Genomic DNA, 18130 nt, shown 5'->3' on the forward strand with positions numbered 1-18130 from the left:
ATAGAGACGTTCCTATTCTGTCAGGAACTTCGCGGCCTCTTTGCGGGCAAAGGGTTTCATGTGTTTGGCATGGTTTGACAGGAAATATTGCACCCGCTCGGGATCATGCTTGGACAGGTCGCGCAGCCACCAGGCAACCGATTTTTGCAAGGTCCAATCGGCATCCTGCACATAGGTCGCCGCCCAGCCCAGAACCCGGACGCGAATGGCAAGCTCGGTTTCGGAGGGGTGGTTTTGCTTGGCAAAGGGCAGGGCGATGATCATCGCCGCGCGTTTGATCCAGTGATCATCAGATGTGGTCCAACTGGCGACGGTCTCAATCCGTGACGGATCGGCCACAAGCCGCTTTTGTGCGGCGGTCATGACCTGATCGGCAATTGCCCAACTGTCGAAATCGGCCATCCAGGACAGGATCATATCCCAGACCGCACCGTCATCGGGGCGAATGCGCGCCTGGGTCAAAAGCTTGGCAGCGGTGATGCGGGCCTCAAAGATATCGGTTTTCCAGAGCGCATCCGCAAGCGAGAGGCGGGTAGACAGATCAAGCCCCTGCCGCCACGCCTGCGCCAGATCGCCAAGCGCGCCGTTGGCCACACCGAGATACTCGCGTGGCACCTTGTGATGTTCGGCAAGCCCTTTGGCGCGCGCGGTGTCGCCTTGGGCCCGCAGCATCTCAAGCGCCTGCTCGCCCGATTGCGGCAAGGCGGTCATTCCACAGTGACCGATTTAGCAAGGTTGCGGGGTTGATCGACATCCGTGCCTTTGGCGACGGCGGTGTGATAGGCCAATAGCTGTGCCGGCAGCGCGTAAAGAATCGGCGACAGGATTGGTTCAACCATCGGCATCGTCAGCGTTTGCCAGACACCTTCGCCCGCATCCGCCACCCCCTTGGCATCGGAAATCAGCATGATCTGACCACCGCGCGCCATCACCTCTTGCATGTTGGAGACGGTCTTGTCGAAGAGCGCATCACAAGGCGCCATAACGATCACCGGCATGTTTTCATCAATCAGCGCGATGGGGCCATGTTTAAGTTCGCCTGATGCATAAGCTTCGGCGTGTATATAGCTGATTTCCTTTAGCTTAAGTGCGCCCTCAAGTGCCAAAGGATACATCAGGCCGCGGCCCAGAAACAGCGCGTTATCAGAGGTCGAAAGCAGGCGTGCGGCGGTTTTGAAATTCTCGTCGCGCTCCATCGCGGTGTTCAGCGTCGCGGGCAATGAGCGCAACGCCGACAGCAGATCTGCTAGCCGCTCATCACTGATCATTCCGCGCGCCTGCGCCGCCTTGAGCGCCAATAGCAACAGCACGGTAAGTTGACAGGTGAATGCCTTGGTCGAGGCGACGCCAATCTCGGCCCCGGCATGGATCGGCAGCGCCAGATCGCTTTCGCGCGCGATCGAGCTTTCGGCTACGTTGACCACCGACACAATCGCATCTGTGCGACCCGAGCAATAGCGCAATGCCGCCAGGGTATCGGCGGTCTCGCCGGATTGGCTTACGAAAAGGGCGACAGTGCCCGGCGTAACGGGCGGTTCGCGATAGCGGAACTCCGAGGCGATATCGACCTCGACCGGCAGGCCGGCAATCTGTTCAAACCAGTATTTTGCCGTCAGACAGGCATAATAGGCGGTGCCGCAGGCGACCATGGTGAAACGATTTATGGCGGTGAAATCAATGTCTTCGCCGGGCAGGGTGATCTGGCGGCCATCCTCGCTTAGGTAATGACCAAGGGCCCCGCCAATCACGGCGGGTTGTTCGGCGATTTCCTTGGCCATGAAATGCTTGTGCCCGGCTTTGTCGACGCGGGTGCTGTCGATCTCGATGGTGCGGACCTCGCGGCTGACCGGGGCGCCGTTCTCATCGGTGATCAATAGGCTGGAGCGGGTGACAACAGCCATGTCACCCTCCTCAAGATAGGTCACGCGATCGGTCATCGGGGCAAGCGCAATGGCGTCAGAACCCACATACATTTCCCCCGTCCCATGGCCGATGGCCAGCGGGCTGCCTTTACGCGCGGCGACCAGAAGATCGGGTTCGCCATCAAACAGGAAACACAGCGCATAGGCGCCCTCAAGGCGGGCAATCGTGGCGCGCGCGGCGCTGATCGGATCGTGACCCTGACCAAGAAAGTGATCCGCCAGAAGAGCAACGGTTTCCGTGTCGGTATCGGTTTCATGACCGATACCCTTGGCCGCAAGATCGCTGCGCAATTCGCGGTAATTCTCGATGATGCCATTGTGCACGACCGCCACCCGTCCCGCGCGATGCGGATGGGCATTGGCGACATTGGGCGCGCCATGGGTGGCCCAGCGGGTGTGACCGATCCCGGCCTTGCCCGCGAGCGGGTCGTGAACCAGAAGATCCGACAGGTTGACCAGCTTGCCGACCGCGCGGCGGCGGTCAAGCTGTCCGTTCTCGATAGTGGCAATCCCGGCGCTGTCATAGCCGCGATATTCAAGCCGTTTGAGGGCCTCAACAAGAATGGGGGCAACCTCGTGCTCGCCGAGAACCCCTACGATACCGCACATTAGATAACCCCCTTGTCGCGTTTTGCTTTTTTGGCTTTCAGCATGTCCATAAGTTTGCGTGCCATGCCCAACTTAACAGTTTGGCGTGCCCGCGCAATCGCCAGCCCGCCGGTGTCAACATCCTCGGTAATGACAGAGCCCGAGGCGGTCATCGCCTCGTCGCCCAGGCTGACCGGCGCCACGAGCATGGTGTTCGAGCCGATGAAGACCCGATTGCCGATGCGGGTTTGATGCTTCATCACCCCGTCGTAATTGCAGGTGATCGTGCCCGCGCCGATATTGCTCTCGGTGCCAATCTCGGCATCCCCGACATAGCTCAGGTGGTTGACTTTGCTGCCCTCGCCGATCACCGCATTCTTGATTTCGACGAAGTTGCCAACACGGGTGTCCTCGGCCAGTTCTGCACCGGGGCGCAGGCGCGCATAGGGCCCTACAACCGCGCCGCGCGACACATGACAGCCCTCAAGATGGCAAAAGGCGCGGATATGCACGCCGGATTCAATCGTCACACCGGGGCCAAAGACCACGTTCTGGTCAATCACCGTGTCGCGCCCCACATGGGTATCAAAGGCGAAATGCACGGTTTCAGGCGCCGGCAGGGTGATGCCAAGCTCCAGCGCGGCGGCACGGGCGCGGGCCTGAAAAGCGGCCTCGGCCTGGGCCAGTTCGGTGCGCGAATTGACGCCAAGGGTTTCGGATTCGTCGCATGTCACGGCGGTGGCCGAAAGGCCGCGCGCCCGCGCGATGCCGATGATGTCGGTCAGGTAATATTCCGCGTTGGCATTGTCATTGCCGACCGCGGCGATCAGATCGAACAAGAGCGGCGCCGAAACCATCACCACACCGCTGTTGCACAGGCGGATCGCGCGTTCCTGCTCGCTGGCGTCCTTGAATTCCACAATCCGCTCAAGGCTGTCGCCGTCCATGACCAGGCGGCCATAGCGCCCCGGATCGGCGGCCTCAAAGCCGAGCACGACAACATCGTGATTGGCCCGCGCCGCCGCCATTTTCTCAAGCGTTTCAGGCTGGATCAGGGGGGTGTCGCCATAAAGCACAAGCGCATCGCCCGCGTAATCCGCAAGCGCCGGGGCGGCCTGGGCCACGGCATGGGCGGTGCCAAGCTGTTCGGTCTGTAAAACCACCTTTGCGCTCGCGTCAAACGCCTGCGCTGCCGCGCTTACCTTTTCGGCGCCATGACCTGCGATAATAATGGTGTGATCGGGGGCAAGCGCCTGACCGGACCGCATGGCATGGACCAGCATCGGCGCCTGCGCAACATGGTGCAAAACCTTGGGCAGATCAGAGTTCATGCGGGTGCCCTTGCCGGCGGCAAGAAGGATCAAAGCGGTTGTCATATGAATTCTCTTTGTAATTTAGGCGCCCCCGTTCTATCGGGTTGGCAGCCGTGTGCAAGGGTGCACTCCCCTAGTCAAGGCTGCGCGGTGTCACAGCCGTGGGCGGAAACCTGCCAATGGGCTGAACACAAAGGAAAGAGGGCCGATGCGCACAGTTGTTTTTGACCTGGATGGCACCCTGGCCGACACCAGCGGCGATCTCGTCGCGGCGGCCAATGCCTGCTTTCGGGCGATGGGCGAGGGCGACTTGCTTGATCCGGTGCGCGATGCGGGCACGGCTCTGCGCGGCGGGCGGGCGATGCTCAAGCTTGGGCTTGAGAGGTTGGGCCGCCCCGATGACACCGCCGAGATCGACCGCAACTATCCGCTTCTGCTCGAGGCTTACGCCGGTGCGATTGATGTGCATACCACGCTTTACCCCGGCGCAATGGCCGCCGTCGAGGGGCTGCGCCGGGCCGGTTATGGCGTCGCGATCTGCACCAATAAACCCGAGGGGCTGGCGCGGCTTTTAATGGGGCGGCTTGGCGTTCTGGAAACCTTTCACGCCCTCACCGGCGCCGATACGCTTGCGATCCGCAAACCCGATCCCGAACACCTGCGCGAAACCGTGCGCCGTGCCGGTGGCGATCCGGCGCGCTCGTTGCTGGTGGGCGATACGGTGACCGACCGCGACACCGCGCGCGCCGCCGGGGTGCCCTCGGTGCTCGTGACCTTCGGGCCGAATGGCGCCAGCGTGACCGAGCTGGCCCCAGAGGCGACAATTGCCCATTATGACGAATTGGCCGGTGTGGTGACCCGCCTGATCGGCTAGGGGCGCTTTTTCGACATACGATAGCGGGCTTTCGGATTTCCTGAACAAGCGGCGGCTGATGTATGGACCCCATTGACCCGCGCGCCCTTGCGGCCCAAAACATATCCTATGACAGAGGTATTCAAAGGTAAGTTCACCCAGCAGGAACCGATCTCCGAGGCCGGGATCGAGGCCGCGCTTGAGGTGCTGAAAAGCGGGCGCTTGCACCGCTATAACCTTGTGGGCGGCGAACCCGGCGAGGTGGCCCTGCTTGAACAGGAATTCGCCGCCTATACCGGGGCGCGTTATGCGCTTGCAGTGGCCTCGGGCGGCTATGCCATGGGCACCGCCCTGCGTGCCATCGGGGTGAAACCCGGTGATAAGGTGCTGACCAATGCCTTTACGCTCGCCCCGGTGCCCGGCGCGATTGCCAGTGTCGGCGCGGTGCCGGTCTTTGTCGGCGTCACCGAGGATCTGACGATTGATCTTGACGATCTGGCCGCCAAGGCCGGTCAGGCCAATGTGCTTATGCTCAGCCATATGCGCGGCCACATCTGCGATATGGAGCGGCTTATGGCGATTTGCGATGCGGCCGGTATCACCGTGATCGAGGATTGCGCCCATACCATGGGCGCCGCCTGGAAAAGCCGCGCTTCGGGTCGCTGGGGCAAGGTCGGCTGTTATTCGACCCAGACCTACAAGCACATGAATTCCGGCGAGGGCGGCTTTCTTGTCACCGATGACGATGAGGTGGCGGCGCGCGCGATCCTTCTGTCGGGGTCTTACATGCTCTATGACCGCAATGGCACCGTGCCCCCCGACGAGGTCTTTGAGCGGGTGAAATACGACACCCCCAATGTGTCGGGGCGGATGGATCATCTGCGTGCGGCGATCTTGCGCCCGCAACTGCGCGCGCTTGATGCGCAGCGCGAGAAATGGAATGCCCGCTACCGCCTGGTCGAGGACGGCTTGCGCGGCACGCCGGGCTTGCAGGTGGTCGAGCGACCCGCAGCAGAAACGATTGTCGGCTCGTCAATTCAGTTCCTGTTGCTGGACTGGAGCGAAACCGCGGTCGCCGAGGTGCTGAAACGCTGTCTTGATCGCGGAGTCGAGCTCAAGTGGTTCGGTGGTGCGGAACCCTCCGGCTTTACCAGCCGCTATGACAGCTGGCGCTATGCCCCAAGCACGCCGATGGCCGCCAGTGACCGCATCCTGCGAGGGATCATCGACATGCGCCTGCCGCTGACCTTCAGCCTTGAGGATTGCGCCCAGATCGCGCGGATCATCCGGGCCGAGGTGGGGGCGGTGTTTCAGGCGCGCGCTTGACTTTCTGGATAATTTGGACTATTTGATTAGCTCAAATGACCCCACCCTATTCAGGGTCATCCAAACCGTGCCGTGCGCGCTCTGCGCCGCCGGTACAAAGTTAGGGTGCCGCCATGCCGTTCGACATCGCCAGCCGCGAAGAACTTGAGCATTCCTGGAAATACCTCGACCGCAAGGGCCCGGCGCCGCGCACCGCGTTCGATGTGCACCGCAAGATTGAAAAGGGCCTGCCTTCGAAAATGCTGGCAAGCTTTCGCGCCGCTCTGGCCGAATTGCCTGATCGGACATGGGCCGAAATCCTCGCGATCAGCGTCTCGCAGCTCAAGCGCCTCAAGGGGGCCGAGCGCCCGCTGTCGAGCGGGGTCAGCTCGCAACTGGTGCTGTTCGCGATCCTGTTGACGCGGGCCGAGGATGTGTTCGGCGGACGCGAGGCGGCGCTTGACTGGATGCGCGGCGAGCAGATGGCGCTTGACGGGCAGCGCCCGATCGATCTTTTGGATACTTTCATCGGCGCGGCGCTTGTCGACCGGGTGTTGCGCCAGATTGATTACGGCGTCTATCTGTGACGCCACTACCCGAGGTCTTGGGCGGGGGCGGTGTCTGGGCACATCGGCTTGATCGGGCGAAGCACGCGCCGACATGGGCTGGCGGCGAGGGCGCATTTCAGGCCGGCGGCCGTTGGAACCCGGTGGGCACGCGCGCGGTCTATTGCGCGCTTGATCCCAGCACGGCGATCCTTGAGGTGGCGGTGCACAAGGGCTTTCGCGTGCTCGACACACAACCGCATGTGATGACCGCCTTTCAGGTGGCTGAGCCTGCGCGCATCAAGGTGTTTGCGCCCGGTGATATCCCCGAGGCCGAGTGGCTTGACCCCAATAACGCCGCACCCGAGCGGCGCGCCTGGGGTGCAGAGCAATTGCAGAAACACGGCATCATCGTGATCCCCTCGGCGGTGTCGCGGCAAAGCTGGAACCTTATTTTTCTGGCCCCGATGGTGCCCGAGACATTTCAGAACCTGACCCAGAGCGACTTTGTTCTGGACCCGAGACTGAACGCGACGAGGGCCTGACATCCAAGCCTGTTGACCCGAATCGAGACTTGTGGCTATAAAATGAACAAGCGTTCAATAAATCCGGGACAAGAGGGAGAGGGCGATGTTCAACGCAGTCATGCAATTCGATCTGGGCGAGGATGTGAATGCCCTGCGCGAGATGGTGCATCGCTGGGCGCAGGAGCGCGTCAGGCCGATGGCGGCCGAGATCGACGCGACCAACGCCTTTCCCAACGACCTCTGGAAAGAAATGGGCGATCTTGGCCTTTTGGGCATCACCGTGCCCGAGGAATTCGGCGGCGTCGGCATGTCTTACCTCGCGCACGTGATCGCGGTTGAGGAAATCGCCCGCGCCTCGGCCTCTGTCTCGCTGAGCTATGGCGCGCATTCCAACCTCTGCGTCAATCAGATCAAGCTCAACGGCACGCCCGAGCAAAAGGCGAAATACCTGCCCGGTCTGGTCTCGGGCACCCATGTCGGCGCGCTTGCCATGTCAGAGGCGGGCGCCGGTAGCGACGTTGTGTCGATGAAGCTGCGCGCGGAAAAGCGCAATGATCACTTCAAGCTCAATGGCAGCAAATACTGGATCACCAACGGCCCGGATGCCGATACCCTCGTGGTCTATGCCAAGACCGACCCCGAGGCCGGCAGCAAGGGCATCACCGCCTTTTTGATCGAAAAATCCATGGCCGGCTTTTCAACCAGCCCGCATTTCGACAAGCTTGGCATGCGCGGCAGCAACACCGCCGAGCTGATCTTTGACGATGTCGAGGTGCCGTTTGAAAACATCCTTGGCGAAGAGGGGCGCGGTGTGCGCGTGCTCATGTCGGGGCTCGATTACGAGCGCGTGGTGCTTGCGGGCATCGGCACCGGCATCATGGCCGCCTGTCTGGACGAAATCATGCCCTACCTGGCCGAGCGCAAGCAATTCGGCAAACCGATTGGCAGCTTTCAGCTGATGCAGGGCAAGATCGCCGATATGTACACGGCGATGAATTCGGCCCGCGCCTATGTCTATGAGGTCGCCAAGGCCTGCGATCGTGGCGATGTCACCCGTCAGGACGCCGCCGCCTGCTGTCTTTATGCCTCGGAAGAGGCGATGAAACAGGCCCATCAAGCGGTGCAGGCCATGGGCGGCGCCGGCTTCCTGAATGACGCGCCCGTCGGGCGGCTGTTCCGCGATGCCAAGCTGATGGAAATCGGGGCCGGCACGTCCGAGATTCGCCGCATGCTGATTGGTCGCGAGTTGATGGGGGCGATGGGGTGAAACGCGCGGTCGCGGCCTGTATTCGTGCGGGCGGAGGTGAGGGCCGTGCGGGCAAGGCGGCTGAACAGTGCATGCAGGCAACGCCGGGCGGGCATACGACCGTTGCGATGAGCGGGTGCCGCCACCGGGAAGGGACCTATTGGGATGGTCGCCTTGCCCATGCCAATCGACCGCAAGAGGAGGGATGACTGTGACAGTGATGCGACCGAGCCTGCGTCAGGCGCCCTATGGCCCGCTCTATGACGACTTTTCCTGGGATATTCCGCCGCAGCTTAACATGGCGGTGCAGGCGTGCGACGATTGGGCCGCACGCGCGCCCGACCGGGTGGCGATTGTCGATCTCTCGGGGGAAGGCCCGCGCGATATAACCTATGCCGACCTGCGCGAGATGGCCGACCGGCTGGCGCTTGCGCTTGTGGCGCGCGGCGTGGGGCGCGGTGATCGTGTTGGTGTGCTGCGCTCTCAGGGCGCCTGGTGCGCCGCGGCGCATATCGCGATCTGGAAAATCGGCGCGATTTCAATACCCTTGTTCAAACTCTTCAAGCATGATGCCCTGTCCAGCCGGGTCGGGGATGCCGGCGCAAGGGTGATTGTCACCGACGCCGAGGGTGTCGGGCTTTTGGCGGGTCTGGCGCAGGTCGAGGCCCTGGTGCCCGAAGACTGTGCGTTGCCGGACGGGCGGTTTGACACGCTCGAAACCGGCGCGGAGGATCCCGCCGTTCTGATCTATACCAGCGGCACCACCGGCGCCCCCAAGGGCGCGTTGCATGCACATCGCGTCCTGACGGGGCATCTGCCGGGGGTTGAGATCAGCCATGATTTTCTGGGCCAGGCCGATGATTGCCTCTGGACACCGGCCGATTGGGCCTGGATCGGCGGTTTGTTTGATGTGCTGATGCCGGGGCTGACAATCGGGGTGCCGGTGGTCGCGGCGCGCATGGCGAAATTCGGCCCCGAAGAATGCATGAAGATCATCCGGGAAGGCAATGTAAGGAATATATTTTTCCCTCCAACGGCCCTGCGCCTTTTAAAGGCCGAGGATTGTCATATTGACGGCCTGCGCAGCATTGCCAGCGGTGGCGAACCGCTTGGCGCGGAGATGCTCGATTGGGGGCGCCGGGCCTTTGGCCTGACAATCAACGAGTTTTACGGCCAGACCGAATGCAACATGGTGGCCAGTTCCTGCGGGGCCCTCTTCAGCCCGGAACCGGGCTGCCTCGGGAAGGCGGTGCCGGGGCACGATTTGGCGGTTCTGGATGAAACCGGCGCACCGACGCAGGGCGAGGGTGATGTCGCGATCAGGCGAGGATCGGCCTCTATGATGTTGGAGTATTGGAATAAACCGGAGCAGACGGCCGAAAAGTTCTTGGGTGATTGGCTGCTGACCGGGGATCGCGGCATCTGGGAGGGAGAGTACCTGCGCTTTGTCGGGCGCGAGGATGATGTGATCACCAGCGCCGGTTATCGCATCGGCCCGGCCGAGATCGAGGATTGTCTGCTTACCCACGGCGCCGTCGCGACCGTCGGCGTTGTCGGCAAACCCGATCCGGTGAGAACCGAGATCGTCAAGGCCTATGTGGTGTTGAAGCACGGGGTGAGCGCCTCAAATGACCTTGCAGCCGAGTTGCAGGCCTATGTGAAAGAACGCCTCGCAACATATTCATATCCAAGGGAAATTGGATTTATTGATGCCTTGCCAATGACCGTCACCGGCAAGGTGATCCGCAAAGACCTCAAGGCGCGCGCGGCGTCTGAGGAGGCGCAATGACAATTGCCCCGCATAACAAAAGGGCCGATCTGATGACCGGCCCCCGCAAAATGTATCCTCAAGGGATCTCAGAACTTGTGGACATAGGCGACGCCAAAGACCCAAGGGTCAAGCTCGACAGAGCCTGCGGAGGCACCGCCGATTGTGGCGTCTGTGTCGATGTCGATATAGCGCACGTCGGCGCGCAACGAACCGTGCTCGCTGATGGCCACGTCAAGACCGCCATGCAGGGCGATGCCCCAAGAATCATCAAGGCTGACCGGGGTGCCATTATCGAGCTTTTCATCCCAGAAGTGGGTGTAGTTCAGGCCGACGCCCACAAAGGGTGTCATGATCGAGCTGTTGGTAAAATGATACTGAATCGAAACCGTGGGCGGCAGGTGTTTGGTCGAGCCGATATCACCGGCACCGCGCGCCTGAAGATCGTGTTTGAACGGCCAGGCGGCCAGAACCTCGATGCCGACATTGTCCATGACGAAGTATTCAAAGGTCAACGTCGGACGGATGTTTTCGCCCACGCGTGCGGTGGACGGGGCGCTGTAGCTGTCGGTCGGGTCGATGTAATGCGCGCCGAGGCCGAGGGTCATATCGCCCTGGGATTGGGCGAGAACCGGGGCTGCGGTGCTTGCAAGGACAGCGGCGAGGGTGAGGGCTGTGATCTTTTTCATGGTCTTTCCATTCTTGAGTTTACGAGCGGGACAATGCGTCGAGCACGGGCGCATCACTTTGATGTGGGTCAAATTTCGCACCACATGCTGCAATGCGGCAAAAATGCAACAGGCGGGCGCGTGCGACGCGTCGCACGCCCGGCAAGTCAGGAGTTTTGGGGATGAAGCTAGGCACATCGGCACTGCCCGGATCAGAGGGTTTTCGGGCCAATCGCGCGACGCATCTTGCCGCCCTTGATGTGGTCGCAGAGGCCGCGGCGCTTGCGGCGGCAGGCGGCGGCGAGGCCGCGCGTGAGCGCCACCTCAGCCGGGGCAAGATGGCGCCGCGCGACCGGGTGGCCAACCTGCTTGACCCCGGATCGGCGTTTCTTGAAATCGGCGCCACGGCGGCGCATGGGCTATACGATGGGGCCGCGCCCTGCGCGGGGGTGATTGCGGGCGTCGGCCGGGTACAGGGCGTCGAGTGCATGATTGTGTGCAATGACGCCACCGTAAAGGGTGGCACCTATTATCCGATGACCGTCAAAAAGCACCTGCGCGCCCAAGAGATCGCCGAGGAATGTCATCTGCCCTGCATCTATCTGGTCGACAGCGGCGGGGCGAACCTGCCCAATCAGGATGAGGTTTTCCCGGATCGCGACCATTTCGGCCGGATCTTCTATAATCAGGCAAGGATGAGCGCCAAGGGCATCGCCCAGATCGCCGTGGTCATGGGATCGTGCACCGCCGGGGGCGCCTATGTCCCCGCGATGTCGGACGTGACGATCATCGTCAGGGACCAGGGCACGATCTTTCTGGCCGGGCCGCCGCTGGTCAAGGCGGCAACGGGCGAGGTGGTGAGCGCCGAGGATCTCGGCGGCGGCGATGTGCACACGCGCCTGTCGGGTGTGGCCGATTACCTAGCCGAGGACGACGCCCATGCACTTGCCCTTGCGCGTCAGGCGGTTGGCTCGCTGAACCGGGCACGACCCGCGAGCGTGACCTGGGCGAGCCCCGAAGAGCCGGCCTATGATCCGGAGGAATTGCTTGGCGTGGTGCCGACTGATTTGCGCACGCCCTATGATATCCGCGAGGTGATCGCACGGGTCGTCGATGGCAGCCGCTTTGACGAGTTCAAACCGCGCTTTGGCGAGACGCTTGTCACCGGCTTTGCCCATATCAAGGGCTGTCCGGTGGGGATCGTGGCCAATAACGGCGTGCTGTTTTCCGAGGCCGCGCAAAAGGGCGCGCATTTCATCGAGCTTTGCTCACAGCGCAGAATCCCGCTGGTGTTCCTGCAAAACATCACCGGCTTTATGGTCGGGCGGAAATACGAGAATGAGGGCATCGCGCGCCACGGCGCCAAGATGGTGACGGCGGTGGCGACCACGAGCGTGCCCAAGGTCACCATGGTGGTTGGCGGCTCTTTCGGGGCAGGCAATTACGGCATGTCCGGGCGCGCCTATCAGCCGCGGTTCATGTGGAGTTGGCCAAGCAGCCGGATCAGCGTGATGGGCGGCGAACAGGCCGCAGGCGTGCTTGCCACCGTCAAACGCGACGCGATCGAGCGCAAGGGCGGGGCATGGTCGCCCGAAGAAGAGGCCGCCTTTAAAAAGCCCACCGTCGAGATGTTCGAGCGACAGAGCCACCCGCTCTATGCCAGTGCGCGGCTTTGGGACGACGGTATCGTCGATCCGCGCAAGACCCGCGAGGTGCTTGCGCTGAGCCTGAGCGCCGCGCTTTGCGCGCCGATCGAAGAGACGCGGTTTGGCGTCTTTCGGATGTGAAGACATGATCGCGGAGAAGGAGCCCGGAGTTTGAGCATGCGAAACATCATTCGGTTTTATCGTGGTGCCCGCAAGCATCCAAAATGGGATATCGGTGCTCCGCCCAACCCGCGAGGCCGAAAGCCATTTCGCCCAACGCAACGTGGTGTGCGGATGAAATTGGCATTGGCTTTCGCCTTATGTTTCATTTTGGGGCCAAATGCTCTCGACTTGGTCAGTATGGTATGGCGCAACAGTGAAGGTTGCAGGGTTTGGGCGGTCGTGGATGGCGACACCGTGCGCATGATCTGTCCGGATCAGGGGAACGTGTCCGGGCGTATCCTCGGCTATGACACGCCCGAGATAAAGGCACGCTGTCCTCAGGAATTTGGAAAGGCCCTTGCCGCGACGTATTATCTGCATTGGAAGCTCTGGACGTCACGCGAAGTTATTGCGACGCCGAGGGGGACCGATCTTTACGATCGAGTTCTAGTTCTCTTGACGTTGGACGAAGAGGGCGCAGGTCGTGTCATGGTCGATGCAGGGTTGGCGCGATGGTATGATGGAGGCCGCAGGCGGGGATGGTGCGATGCGCTTTAGCGGGTCAAAAGTGACGAACTTAGGATTTGAGTATTTGAGCCAAGAAGAAGCAGCAGTTTCAGGCTTGGCAGCGACCGAAAGGAACGGCGATGTTTGAGCGGATTTTGATGGCGAACCGGGGCGAGATTGCCTGTCGGGTGATTGCCTCGGCGCAGGCGATGGGGGTTGAGGTGGTGGCGGTCTATTCAGACGCTGACCGCGATGCCAGGCATGTGGCGATGGCCGACAGGTCGGTGCATATCGGGGGGGCACCCCCTGCCGAGAGCTATCTGCGGGGGGATGTGATCATCGAGGCGGCGCTTGCGACGGGGGCGCAGGCAATCCATCCCGGCTATGGGTTCTTGTCCGAGAACCCCGATTTCGTGGATGCGGTCGAGGCGGCGGGGCTTGTCTTTATCGGGCCGTCGGCGGCGGCCATTCGCGCCATGGGTCTCAAGGATGCGGCCAAGGTCTTGATGGAAGAGGCGGGCGTGCCGGTGGTGCCGGGTTATCACGGCAAGAACCAGGACCCAGAGCATCTGACTGGGGCCGCCGATACGATAGGTTATCCTGTCCTGATCAAGGCCGTGGCCGGGGGCGGCGGCAAGGGGATGCGGCTTGTCGAACGGGCGCAGGACTTTGCCGAGGCCTTGGAGAGCGCCAGGAGCGAGGCGAAAACCGCCTTTGGCAATGAGGCGGTTTTGGTCGAGAAATACATCCAGAAGCCGCGCCATATCGAGGTGCAGGTGTTTGGCGACGGGCAAGGCGCGGTGCATCTGTTCGAGCGCGATTGCTCGTTGCAGCGCCGCCATCAGAAGGTGATCGAAGAGGCCCCGGCGCCGGGCATGACGCCCGAGATGCGCGCCGCCATGGGCCAGGCCGCCGTGCGCGCCGCCGAGGCGATTGGTTATAAGGGCGCGGGCACGGTTGAATTCATCGTTGATGGCAGCCGGGGTTTGCGCGCCGACGGGTTCTGGTTCATGGAAATGAACACCCGCCTTCAGGTCGAGCATCCGGTGACCGAGGCGATTACCGGTGTCGATCTGGTCGAATGGCAGCTGCGGGTCGCCGCTGGTGAGGCTTTGCCCAGGCAACAGGGCGATCTGGCGATCAACGGTCATGCCTTTGAGGCGCGGCTTTATGCCGAGGATGTGCCGAAGGGATTCTTGCCCGCGACCGGACGGCTGGCGCATCTGCGCTTTCCCGAGACGGCGCGCGCCGATAGCGGTGTGCGGGCGGGCGATGAGATCAGCCCGTTTTACGACCCGATGATTGCCAAGGTGATCACCCATGGCCCGAGCCGCGCCATCGCGCTGCGCCGTCTGGCCACAGCGCTTGCGGGCACCGAGGTGGCGGGCACGGTGACCAACCTTGCCTTTCTCGGGGCCCTGGCGCGCCATGAGGGGTTTGCTGCCGGCGATGTCGATACCGGGCTTATCGCGCGCGATATCGACAGGCTTGTCGTGGTGCCGGAGCCGGCGCCAAAGGATGTCGCGCTGGCGGCGCTGGCGGCCTGTGGGCTGTTGGACAGGATAGAGCCCGAGACCGGCTTTGCGCTTTGGGCGCCGCTGGCGCGCGAGGTGGTGCTGCGCAGCGAGGACGAAGAGATCAGGGTGCGGATTCAGAGCCTTGCGGCGGGGGCGCATGACCTTGAAATCGCCGGTCAGCGGGTTGAGGCGCGCCGCGTCGGAGAGGGCTGGCGTATTGACGGACAACCCGCAGCGCGAGTGGCCGTTCACGGTGCGCAGATCACGGTTTTCGCGCAATATGGCGTGAGTTTCGAGGTGATCGACCCGCTTGAACGCGATAGCATGGCGGGCGGTGACAGCGCCCTGATCGAGGCGCCGATGCCGGGCATGGTCAAGGCGGTCTTTGCAAGCCCCGGCCAGAGCGTGACCAAGGGCGACCGGCTTGCGGTGCTTGAGGCCATGAAGATGGAGCATTCGCTTTTGGCCGCACGCGACGGCGTCGTGGCCGAGGTACTGGTTGCGGCGGGCGAGCAGGTCAGCGCCGGGGCAGCCCTTGTGCGTCTTGAGGCCGAAGAGGACGCGGCGGCATGATCACGCTGCATCATGTGCCGCAAAGCCGCTCGATGCGGGTTTTGTGGCTGTTGCACGAGCTGGAGGTCGAGTTTCGGCTGGTCGAACAGGCCTTTGACAAATCCCTGCGCGCGCCGGAATTCCTGAGCCTGTCGCCCGCAGGTCGGGTGCCGGCGCTTGAGATCGACGGCGAGCGGATGTTTGAATCCGGGGCGATGATGGAATATCTCTGCGAGCGATTTCCAGAGGCGGGGCTTGGCCGGGCGCCGGGGGATATGGACAGGATGGGCTGGCTCGTCTGGCTGCACTTCGCCGAAACCGTAAGCCAGCATGTGGCGGCGCTGACACAGCAGCATATCGTGCTTTACGAGGATGCCATGCGCAGCCCGATCGTCATGAAGCTTGAGGCGGCGCGGATCGCCAAATGCTATCGCGCGATCGAGGCGCGCCTGTCGACCCCGGTCGAGAATCGCGATTATCTTTTGACCGGGGGGTTTTCGGCCTGTGATATCGCGGTCGGGCAGGCGGTCTATATGGCGCGCCATTTCGTAAGTCTGGAGGGCTATCCCGAAACAGAAAAGTGGTATGACAGATTGAGCGAGCGTCCGGGGTTTCAGGCAAGCCTGCCGGGGCCGCGAAGCGCGCGGATCTATCAGCAGCCGTTCTATGCGCCATGGGCGGGCTGAGCGCGGGGCGCGGGCCGGATTTGAGTATTTTGGGAAAGATGAAAGGTGGGCGCCATGGGCGAAGGGGTTGAGATTTTTGAAGTAGGCCCGCGTGACGGGTTGCAGAATGAAAAACGGCGCATTCCCCTGGGCGAAAAGATTGCTCTGGTGAACTGTCTGAGTGGCGCGGGATTTCGTCGCATTGAGATCGCCAGTTTCGTCAGCCCCAAATGGGTGCCGCAAATGGCCGACTCCGGCGAGGTGCTGCGCGGTATCCGGCGCGCCAAAGGGGTAAGCTATGCCGCCCTGACCCCCAATTTGCGCGGCTTTGACGATGCGATGGAGGCGGGCGCCGATGAGGTTGCGATTTTCGGGTCCGCCTCGGAGGGGTTTTCCAAGGCCAATATCAATGCCACGATCGAGGAAAGCCTTGAGCGGTTCATGCCGGTGATGGAGGCCGCGAACGCGCAGGGCATGCGGGTGCGCGGCTATGTCTCTTGTGTGGTGGACTGCCCCTATGACGGGCCGGTGGCCCCGGCGCAGGTCGCGATGGTGGCAGAGCGGCTCTGGGCGATGGGATGCTACGAGATCAGCCTTGGCGATACCATCGGTCAGGGGCGCCCGGAGGCGGTAGAGGCGATGTTGACTGCGGTCAGCGATGTCGTGCCGGTGGATCACCTGGCGGGGCATTTTCACGACACCTCCGGGCGTGCGCTTGCGAATATCGAGGTATCTTTGGCCAGGGGGCTGCGGGTGTTTGATGCCGCCGTGGGCGGGCTTGGAGGCTGTCCCTACGCGCCGGGGGCGGCGGGCAATGTGGCCACCGAGACGGTGCATGAGAGGCTGGTGGAGCTGGGCTATGAGACCGGGCTTGATCAAGATGTGCTTTTGAAAGCGGCCGGGATGGCACGGGCGATGCGCGGCGGATGAGACCGGCTTGCAAAGACAGGGGATAGCGATGTTTGAGACACTTGAGGTGACGCGCGACGGGCGCGGTGTGGTGACGCTCTGGCTGAACCGGGCGGACAAGCATAATGCGATGTCGGCGCTGATGATCGCCGAGTTGCACAGCGCCGCCGAGGATCTGGGCCGCGATGACAGCTGTCGCGCCGTTGTGCTGGCGGCGCGGGGCAAAACCTTTTGCGCGGGGGGCGATCTGGCCTGGATGCGGCAACAATTCGAGGCCGAACCTGCATTGCGCGGCCAGGAGGCGGGCAAGCTGGCCTATATGTTGCAGGCGCTCAATACCTTGCCCAAGCCATTGATCGGGCGGTTGCATGGCAATGCCTTTGGCGGCGGAATCGGCTTGGCCTCGGTCTGCGATGTGGCGATTGGCGCCGACAGCATCGTGATGGCGCTGACCGAGACCCGCCTTGGGCTTATCCCGGCCACCATCGGGCCCTATGTGGCGGCCCGGATGGGCGAGGCCAACGCGCGGCGGGTCTTTATGTCGGGGCGCCGCTTTGATGCGGGCGAGGCGGTGACGCTTGGCCTGTTGGCCCGCGCCGTGCCCGAGGGCGATCTTGACGCCGCCATAGAGGCCGAGGTTGCGCCCTATATGGACTGCGCCCCCGGCGCGGTGGCGCGCGCCAAGGCGCTTTTGCGCGGTCTTGGGCCGCGGATTGATGCCGATGTGATTGCCCATACCATCAACGAACTGGCGGCCTGTTGGGCCGGGGAGGAGGCCCCCGAGGGCATCGGCGCCTTCTTTGAGCGCCGCAAGCCAGGCTGGCAGAGTGGCAGCACATAAAAGATTCGCCGGGGCCGCATTCTGCGTCGGCCTGTCGCAAGCTGGTCAGGTTTCATGGCCAATCTGGCGCGATTGCGGCATACCGTGGCATACAAAGTGCTAAAATCCTCTGTTTCCGGCCCGCGTTTCTGCGCGCGCTCGGTTGACCCCATGCAGGGGCAGGTTTAAACCCGAAATAGATTTGCAGCCATCTGAATGCGTGTGCACGCGCATGAAAGGAGCCACCCCGTGGAAGAGATGCTGAGGGAATACCTTCCCATCCTCGTTTTTCTGGCCGTTGCCATCGGATTGGGCATTGTCCTGATCCTTGCGGCCGTCGTTCTGGCCGTTCGCAACCCCGATTCCGAAAAACTCAGCGCCTATGAATGCGGGTTCAACGCATTTGACGATGCGCGGATGAAATTCGATGTCCGATTCTATCTGGTCTCGATTCTGTTCATCATTTTCGATCTTGAGATTGCGATGCTGTTTCCCTGGGCGGTGGCATTCAAGGACGTCAGCATGGCCGGGTTCTGGTCGATGATGGTGTTCCTGGCCGTTCTGACCGCCGGATTTGCCTATGAATGGCGCAAAGGAGCGATGGAATGGGAGTGATG

The 18130-nt window shown here is 62.3% G+C and carries 17 protein-coding genes; 13 read left to right on the top strand and 4 right to left on the bottom strand.

The features are described from left to right. Window positions 1-12 precede the first annotated feature (12 nt). From BMZ91_RS00250 to glmU, 3 genes are read right to left on the bottom strand one after another with little or no spacing between them, the layout of a single operon-like run. On the bottom strand, window positions 13-711 hold the full coding sequence (locus BMZ91_RS00250; RefSeq protein ID WP_092833140.1) for a DNA alkylation repair protein: 699 nt from the start codon (window positions 709-711) through the stop codon (window positions 13-15). After that, window positions 708-2531: a glutamine--fructose-6-phosphate transaminase (isomerizing) gene (glmS, locus tag BMZ91_RS00255; RefSeq protein ID WP_092833141.1), complete on the bottom strand. Its 1824-nt coding sequence runs from the start codon at window positions 2529-2531 to the stop codon at window positions 708-710. Before glmS ends, BMZ91_RS00250 begins: the two co-directional genes overlap by 4 nt. Then, window positions 2531-3886, bottom strand: a complete 1356-nt coding sequence (glmU, locus tag BMZ91_RS00260; protein WP_092833142.1) for a bifunctional UDP-N-acetylglucosamine diphosphorylase/glucosamine-1-phosphate N-acetyltransferase GlmU — start codon at window positions 3884-3886, stop codon at window positions 2531-2533. Before glmU ends, glmS begins: the two co-directional genes overlap by 1 nt. A gap of 145 nt (window positions 3887-4031) precedes the next feature. Here glmU and BMZ91_RS00265 point away from each other — a divergent pair, with 145 nt between their 5' ends. The 6 genes from BMZ91_RS00265 to BMZ91_RS00290 all read left to right on the top strand — a co-directional run bounded on the left by BMZ91_RS00265 (window position 4032) and on the right by BMZ91_RS00290 (window position 10088). Then, the gene (locus BMZ91_RS00265; protein WP_092833143.1) at window positions 4032-4697 is read left to right on the top strand and encodes an HAD-IA family hydrolase; all 666 of its coding nucleotides are present in this window, start codon (window positions 4032-4034) and stop codon (window positions 4695-4697) included. A gap of 108 nt (window positions 4698-4805) precedes the next feature. Next, a complete protein-coding gene (locus tag BMZ91_RS00270) occupies window positions 4806-6002 on the top strand; it encodes a DegT/DnrJ/EryC1/StrS family aminotransferase (protein ID WP_092833144.1) in 1197 nt (398 codons plus the stop codon). Between the two features lie 113 nt (window positions 6003-6115). Beyond that, window positions 6116-6568 carry a type II RES/Xre toxin-antitoxin system antitoxin gene (gene parS, locus BMZ91_RS00275; RefSeq protein WP_092833145.1) on the top strand — a complete coding sequence of 151 codons (453 nt, stop codon included), beginning with the start codon at window positions 6116-6118 and terminating at the stop codon, window positions 6566-6568. After that, window positions 6565-7071, top strand: a complete 507-nt coding sequence (locus tag BMZ91_RS00280) for an RES family NAD+ phosphorylase (RefSeq protein ID WP_092833146.1) — start codon at window positions 6565-6567, stop codon at window positions 7069-7071. Before parS ends, BMZ91_RS00280 begins: the two co-directional genes overlap by 4 nt. A gap of 85 nt (window positions 7072-7156) precedes the next feature. Then, entirely contained in the window at window positions 7157-8320 is a 1164-nt protein-coding gene (locus tag BMZ91_RS00285; protein WP_092833147.1) for an isovaleryl-CoA dehydrogenase, read from the top strand. 184 nt (window positions 8321-8504) lie between these two features. Beyond that, complete coding sequence (locus tag BMZ91_RS00290; RefSeq protein ID WP_245736163.1) at window positions 8505-10088, top strand: AMP-binding protein; 1584 nt, start codon at window positions 8505-8507, stop codon at window positions 10086-10088. 68 nt (window positions 10089-10156) lie between these two features. On the opposite strand, the gene BMZ91_RS00295 is transcribed toward BMZ91_RS00290, so the two are convergent. Further along, entirely contained in the window at window positions 10157-10756 is a 600-nt protein-coding gene (locus BMZ91_RS00295; protein ID WP_092833148.1) for an OmpW/AlkL family protein, read from the bottom strand. 161 nt (window positions 10757-10917) lie between these two features. Between BMZ91_RS00295 and BMZ91_RS00300 the strand changes: the two genes are divergently transcribed. The 7 genes from BMZ91_RS00300 (at window position 10918) to BMZ91_RS00330 (ending at window position 18128) form a co-directional block, all read left to right on the top strand. After that, the gene (locus BMZ91_RS00300; protein ID WP_092833149.1) at window positions 10918-12522 is read left to right on the top strand and encodes a carboxyl transferase domain-containing protein; all 1605 of its coding nucleotides are present in this window, start codon (window positions 10918-10920) and stop codon (window positions 12520-12522) included. A 36-nt stretch (window positions 12523-12558) separates the two neighbouring features. Then, window positions 12559-13101, top strand: a complete 543-nt coding sequence (locus BMZ91_RS00305; RefSeq protein ID WP_143076276.1) for a thermonuclease family protein — start codon at window positions 12559-12561, stop codon at window positions 13099-13101. 89 nt (window positions 13102-13190) lie between these two features. Further along, entirely contained in the window at window positions 13191-15140 is a 1950-nt protein-coding gene (locus BMZ91_RS00310) for an acetyl-CoA carboxylase biotin carboxylase subunit (RefSeq protein WP_092833151.1), read from the top strand. Next, window positions 15137-15805 (top strand): glutathione S-transferase family protein, encoded by a 669-nt coding sequence (locus BMZ91_RS00315; protein WP_092833152.1) that lies wholly within the window; start codon window positions 15137-15139, stop codon window positions 15803-15805. Before BMZ91_RS00310 ends, BMZ91_RS00315 begins: the two co-directional genes overlap by 4 nt. A 54-nt stretch (window positions 15806-15859) precedes the next feature. Beyond that, on the top strand, window positions 15860-16714 hold the full coding sequence (locus BMZ91_RS00320) for a hydroxymethylglutaryl-CoA lyase (protein ID WP_092833153.1): 855 nt from the start codon (window positions 15860-15862) through the stop codon (window positions 16712-16714). A 28-nt stretch (window positions 16715-16742) separates the two neighbouring features. Beyond that, on the top strand, window positions 16743-17534 hold the full coding sequence (locus BMZ91_RS00325) for a crotonase/enoyl-CoA hydratase family protein (RefSeq protein ID WP_092833154.1): 792 nt from the start codon (window positions 16743-16745) through the stop codon (window positions 17532-17534). A 228-nt stretch (window positions 17535-17762) separates the two neighbouring features. Next, window positions 17763-18128, top strand: a complete 366-nt coding sequence (locus tag BMZ91_RS00330; protein WP_092833598.1) for an NADH-quinone oxidoreductase subunit A — start codon at window positions 17763-17765, stop codon at window positions 18126-18128. Window positions 18129-18130 lie beyond the last annotated feature (2 nt).

The organism is Roseovarius lutimaris (assembly GCF_900115165.1).
Classification (GTDB): domain Bacteria; phylum Pseudomonadota; class Alphaproteobacteria; order Rhodobacterales; family Rhodobacteraceae; genus Roseovarius; species Roseovarius lutimaris.

Bases quoted from the DNA above. Each gene is read 5' to 3' on its own strand.
- BMZ91_RS00250 (WP_092833140.1), bottom strand. From the start codon at position 711: ATGACCGCCTTGCCGCAATCGGGCGAGCAGGCGCTTGAGATGCTGCGG.
- glmS (WP_092833141.1), bottom strand. From the start codon at position 2,531: ATGTGCGGTATCGTAGGGGTTCTCGGCGAGCACGAGGTTGCCCCCATT.
- glmU (WP_092833142.1), bottom strand. From the start codon at position 3,886: ATGACAACCGCTTTGATCCTTCTTGCCGCCGGCAAGGGCACCCGCATG.
- BMZ91_RS00265 (WP_092833143.1), top strand. From the start codon at position 4,032: ATGCGCACAGTTGTTTTTGACCTGGATGGCACCCTGGCCGACACCAGC.
- BMZ91_RS00270 (WP_092833144.1), top strand. From the start codon at position 4,806: ATGACAGAGGTATTCAAAGGTAAGTTCACCCAGCAGGAACCGATCTCC.
- parS (WP_092833145.1), top strand. From the start codon at position 6,116: ATGCCGTTCGACATCGCCAGCCGCGAAGAACTTGAGCATTCCTGGAAA.
- BMZ91_RS00285 (WP_092833147.1), top strand. From the start codon at position 7,157: ATGTTCAACGCAGTCATGCAATTCGATCTGGGCGAGGATGTGAATGCC.
- BMZ91_RS00290 (WP_245736163.1), top strand. From the start codon at position 8,505: ATGACTGTGACAGTGATGCGACCGAGCCTGCGTCAGGCGCCCTATGGC.
- BMZ91_RS00295 (WP_092833148.1), bottom strand. From the start codon at position 10,756: ATGAAAAAGATCACAGCCCTCACCCTCGCCGCTGTCCTTGCAAGCACC.
- BMZ91_RS00300 (WP_092833149.1), top strand. From the start codon at position 10,918: ATGAAGCTAGGCACATCGGCACTGCCCGGATCAGAGGGTTTTCGGGCC.
- BMZ91_RS00305 (WP_143076276.1), top strand. From the start codon at position 12,559: ATGCGAAACATCATTCGGTTTTATCGTGGTGCCCGCAAGCATCCAAAA.
- BMZ91_RS00310 (WP_092833151.1), top strand. From the start codon at position 13,191: ATGTTTGAGCGGATTTTGATGGCGAACCGGGGCGAGATTGCCTGTCGG.
- BMZ91_RS00315 (WP_092833152.1), top strand. From the start codon at position 15,137: ATGATCACGCTGCATCATGTGCCGCAAAGCCGCTCGATGCGGGTTTTG.
- BMZ91_RS00320 (WP_092833153.1), top strand. From the start codon at position 15,860: ATGGGCGAAGGGGTTGAGATTTTTGAAGTAGGCCCGCGTGACGGGTTG.
- BMZ91_RS00325 (WP_092833154.1), top strand. From the start codon at position 16,743: ATGTTTGAGACACTTGAGGTGACGCGCGACGGGCGCGGTGTGGTGACG.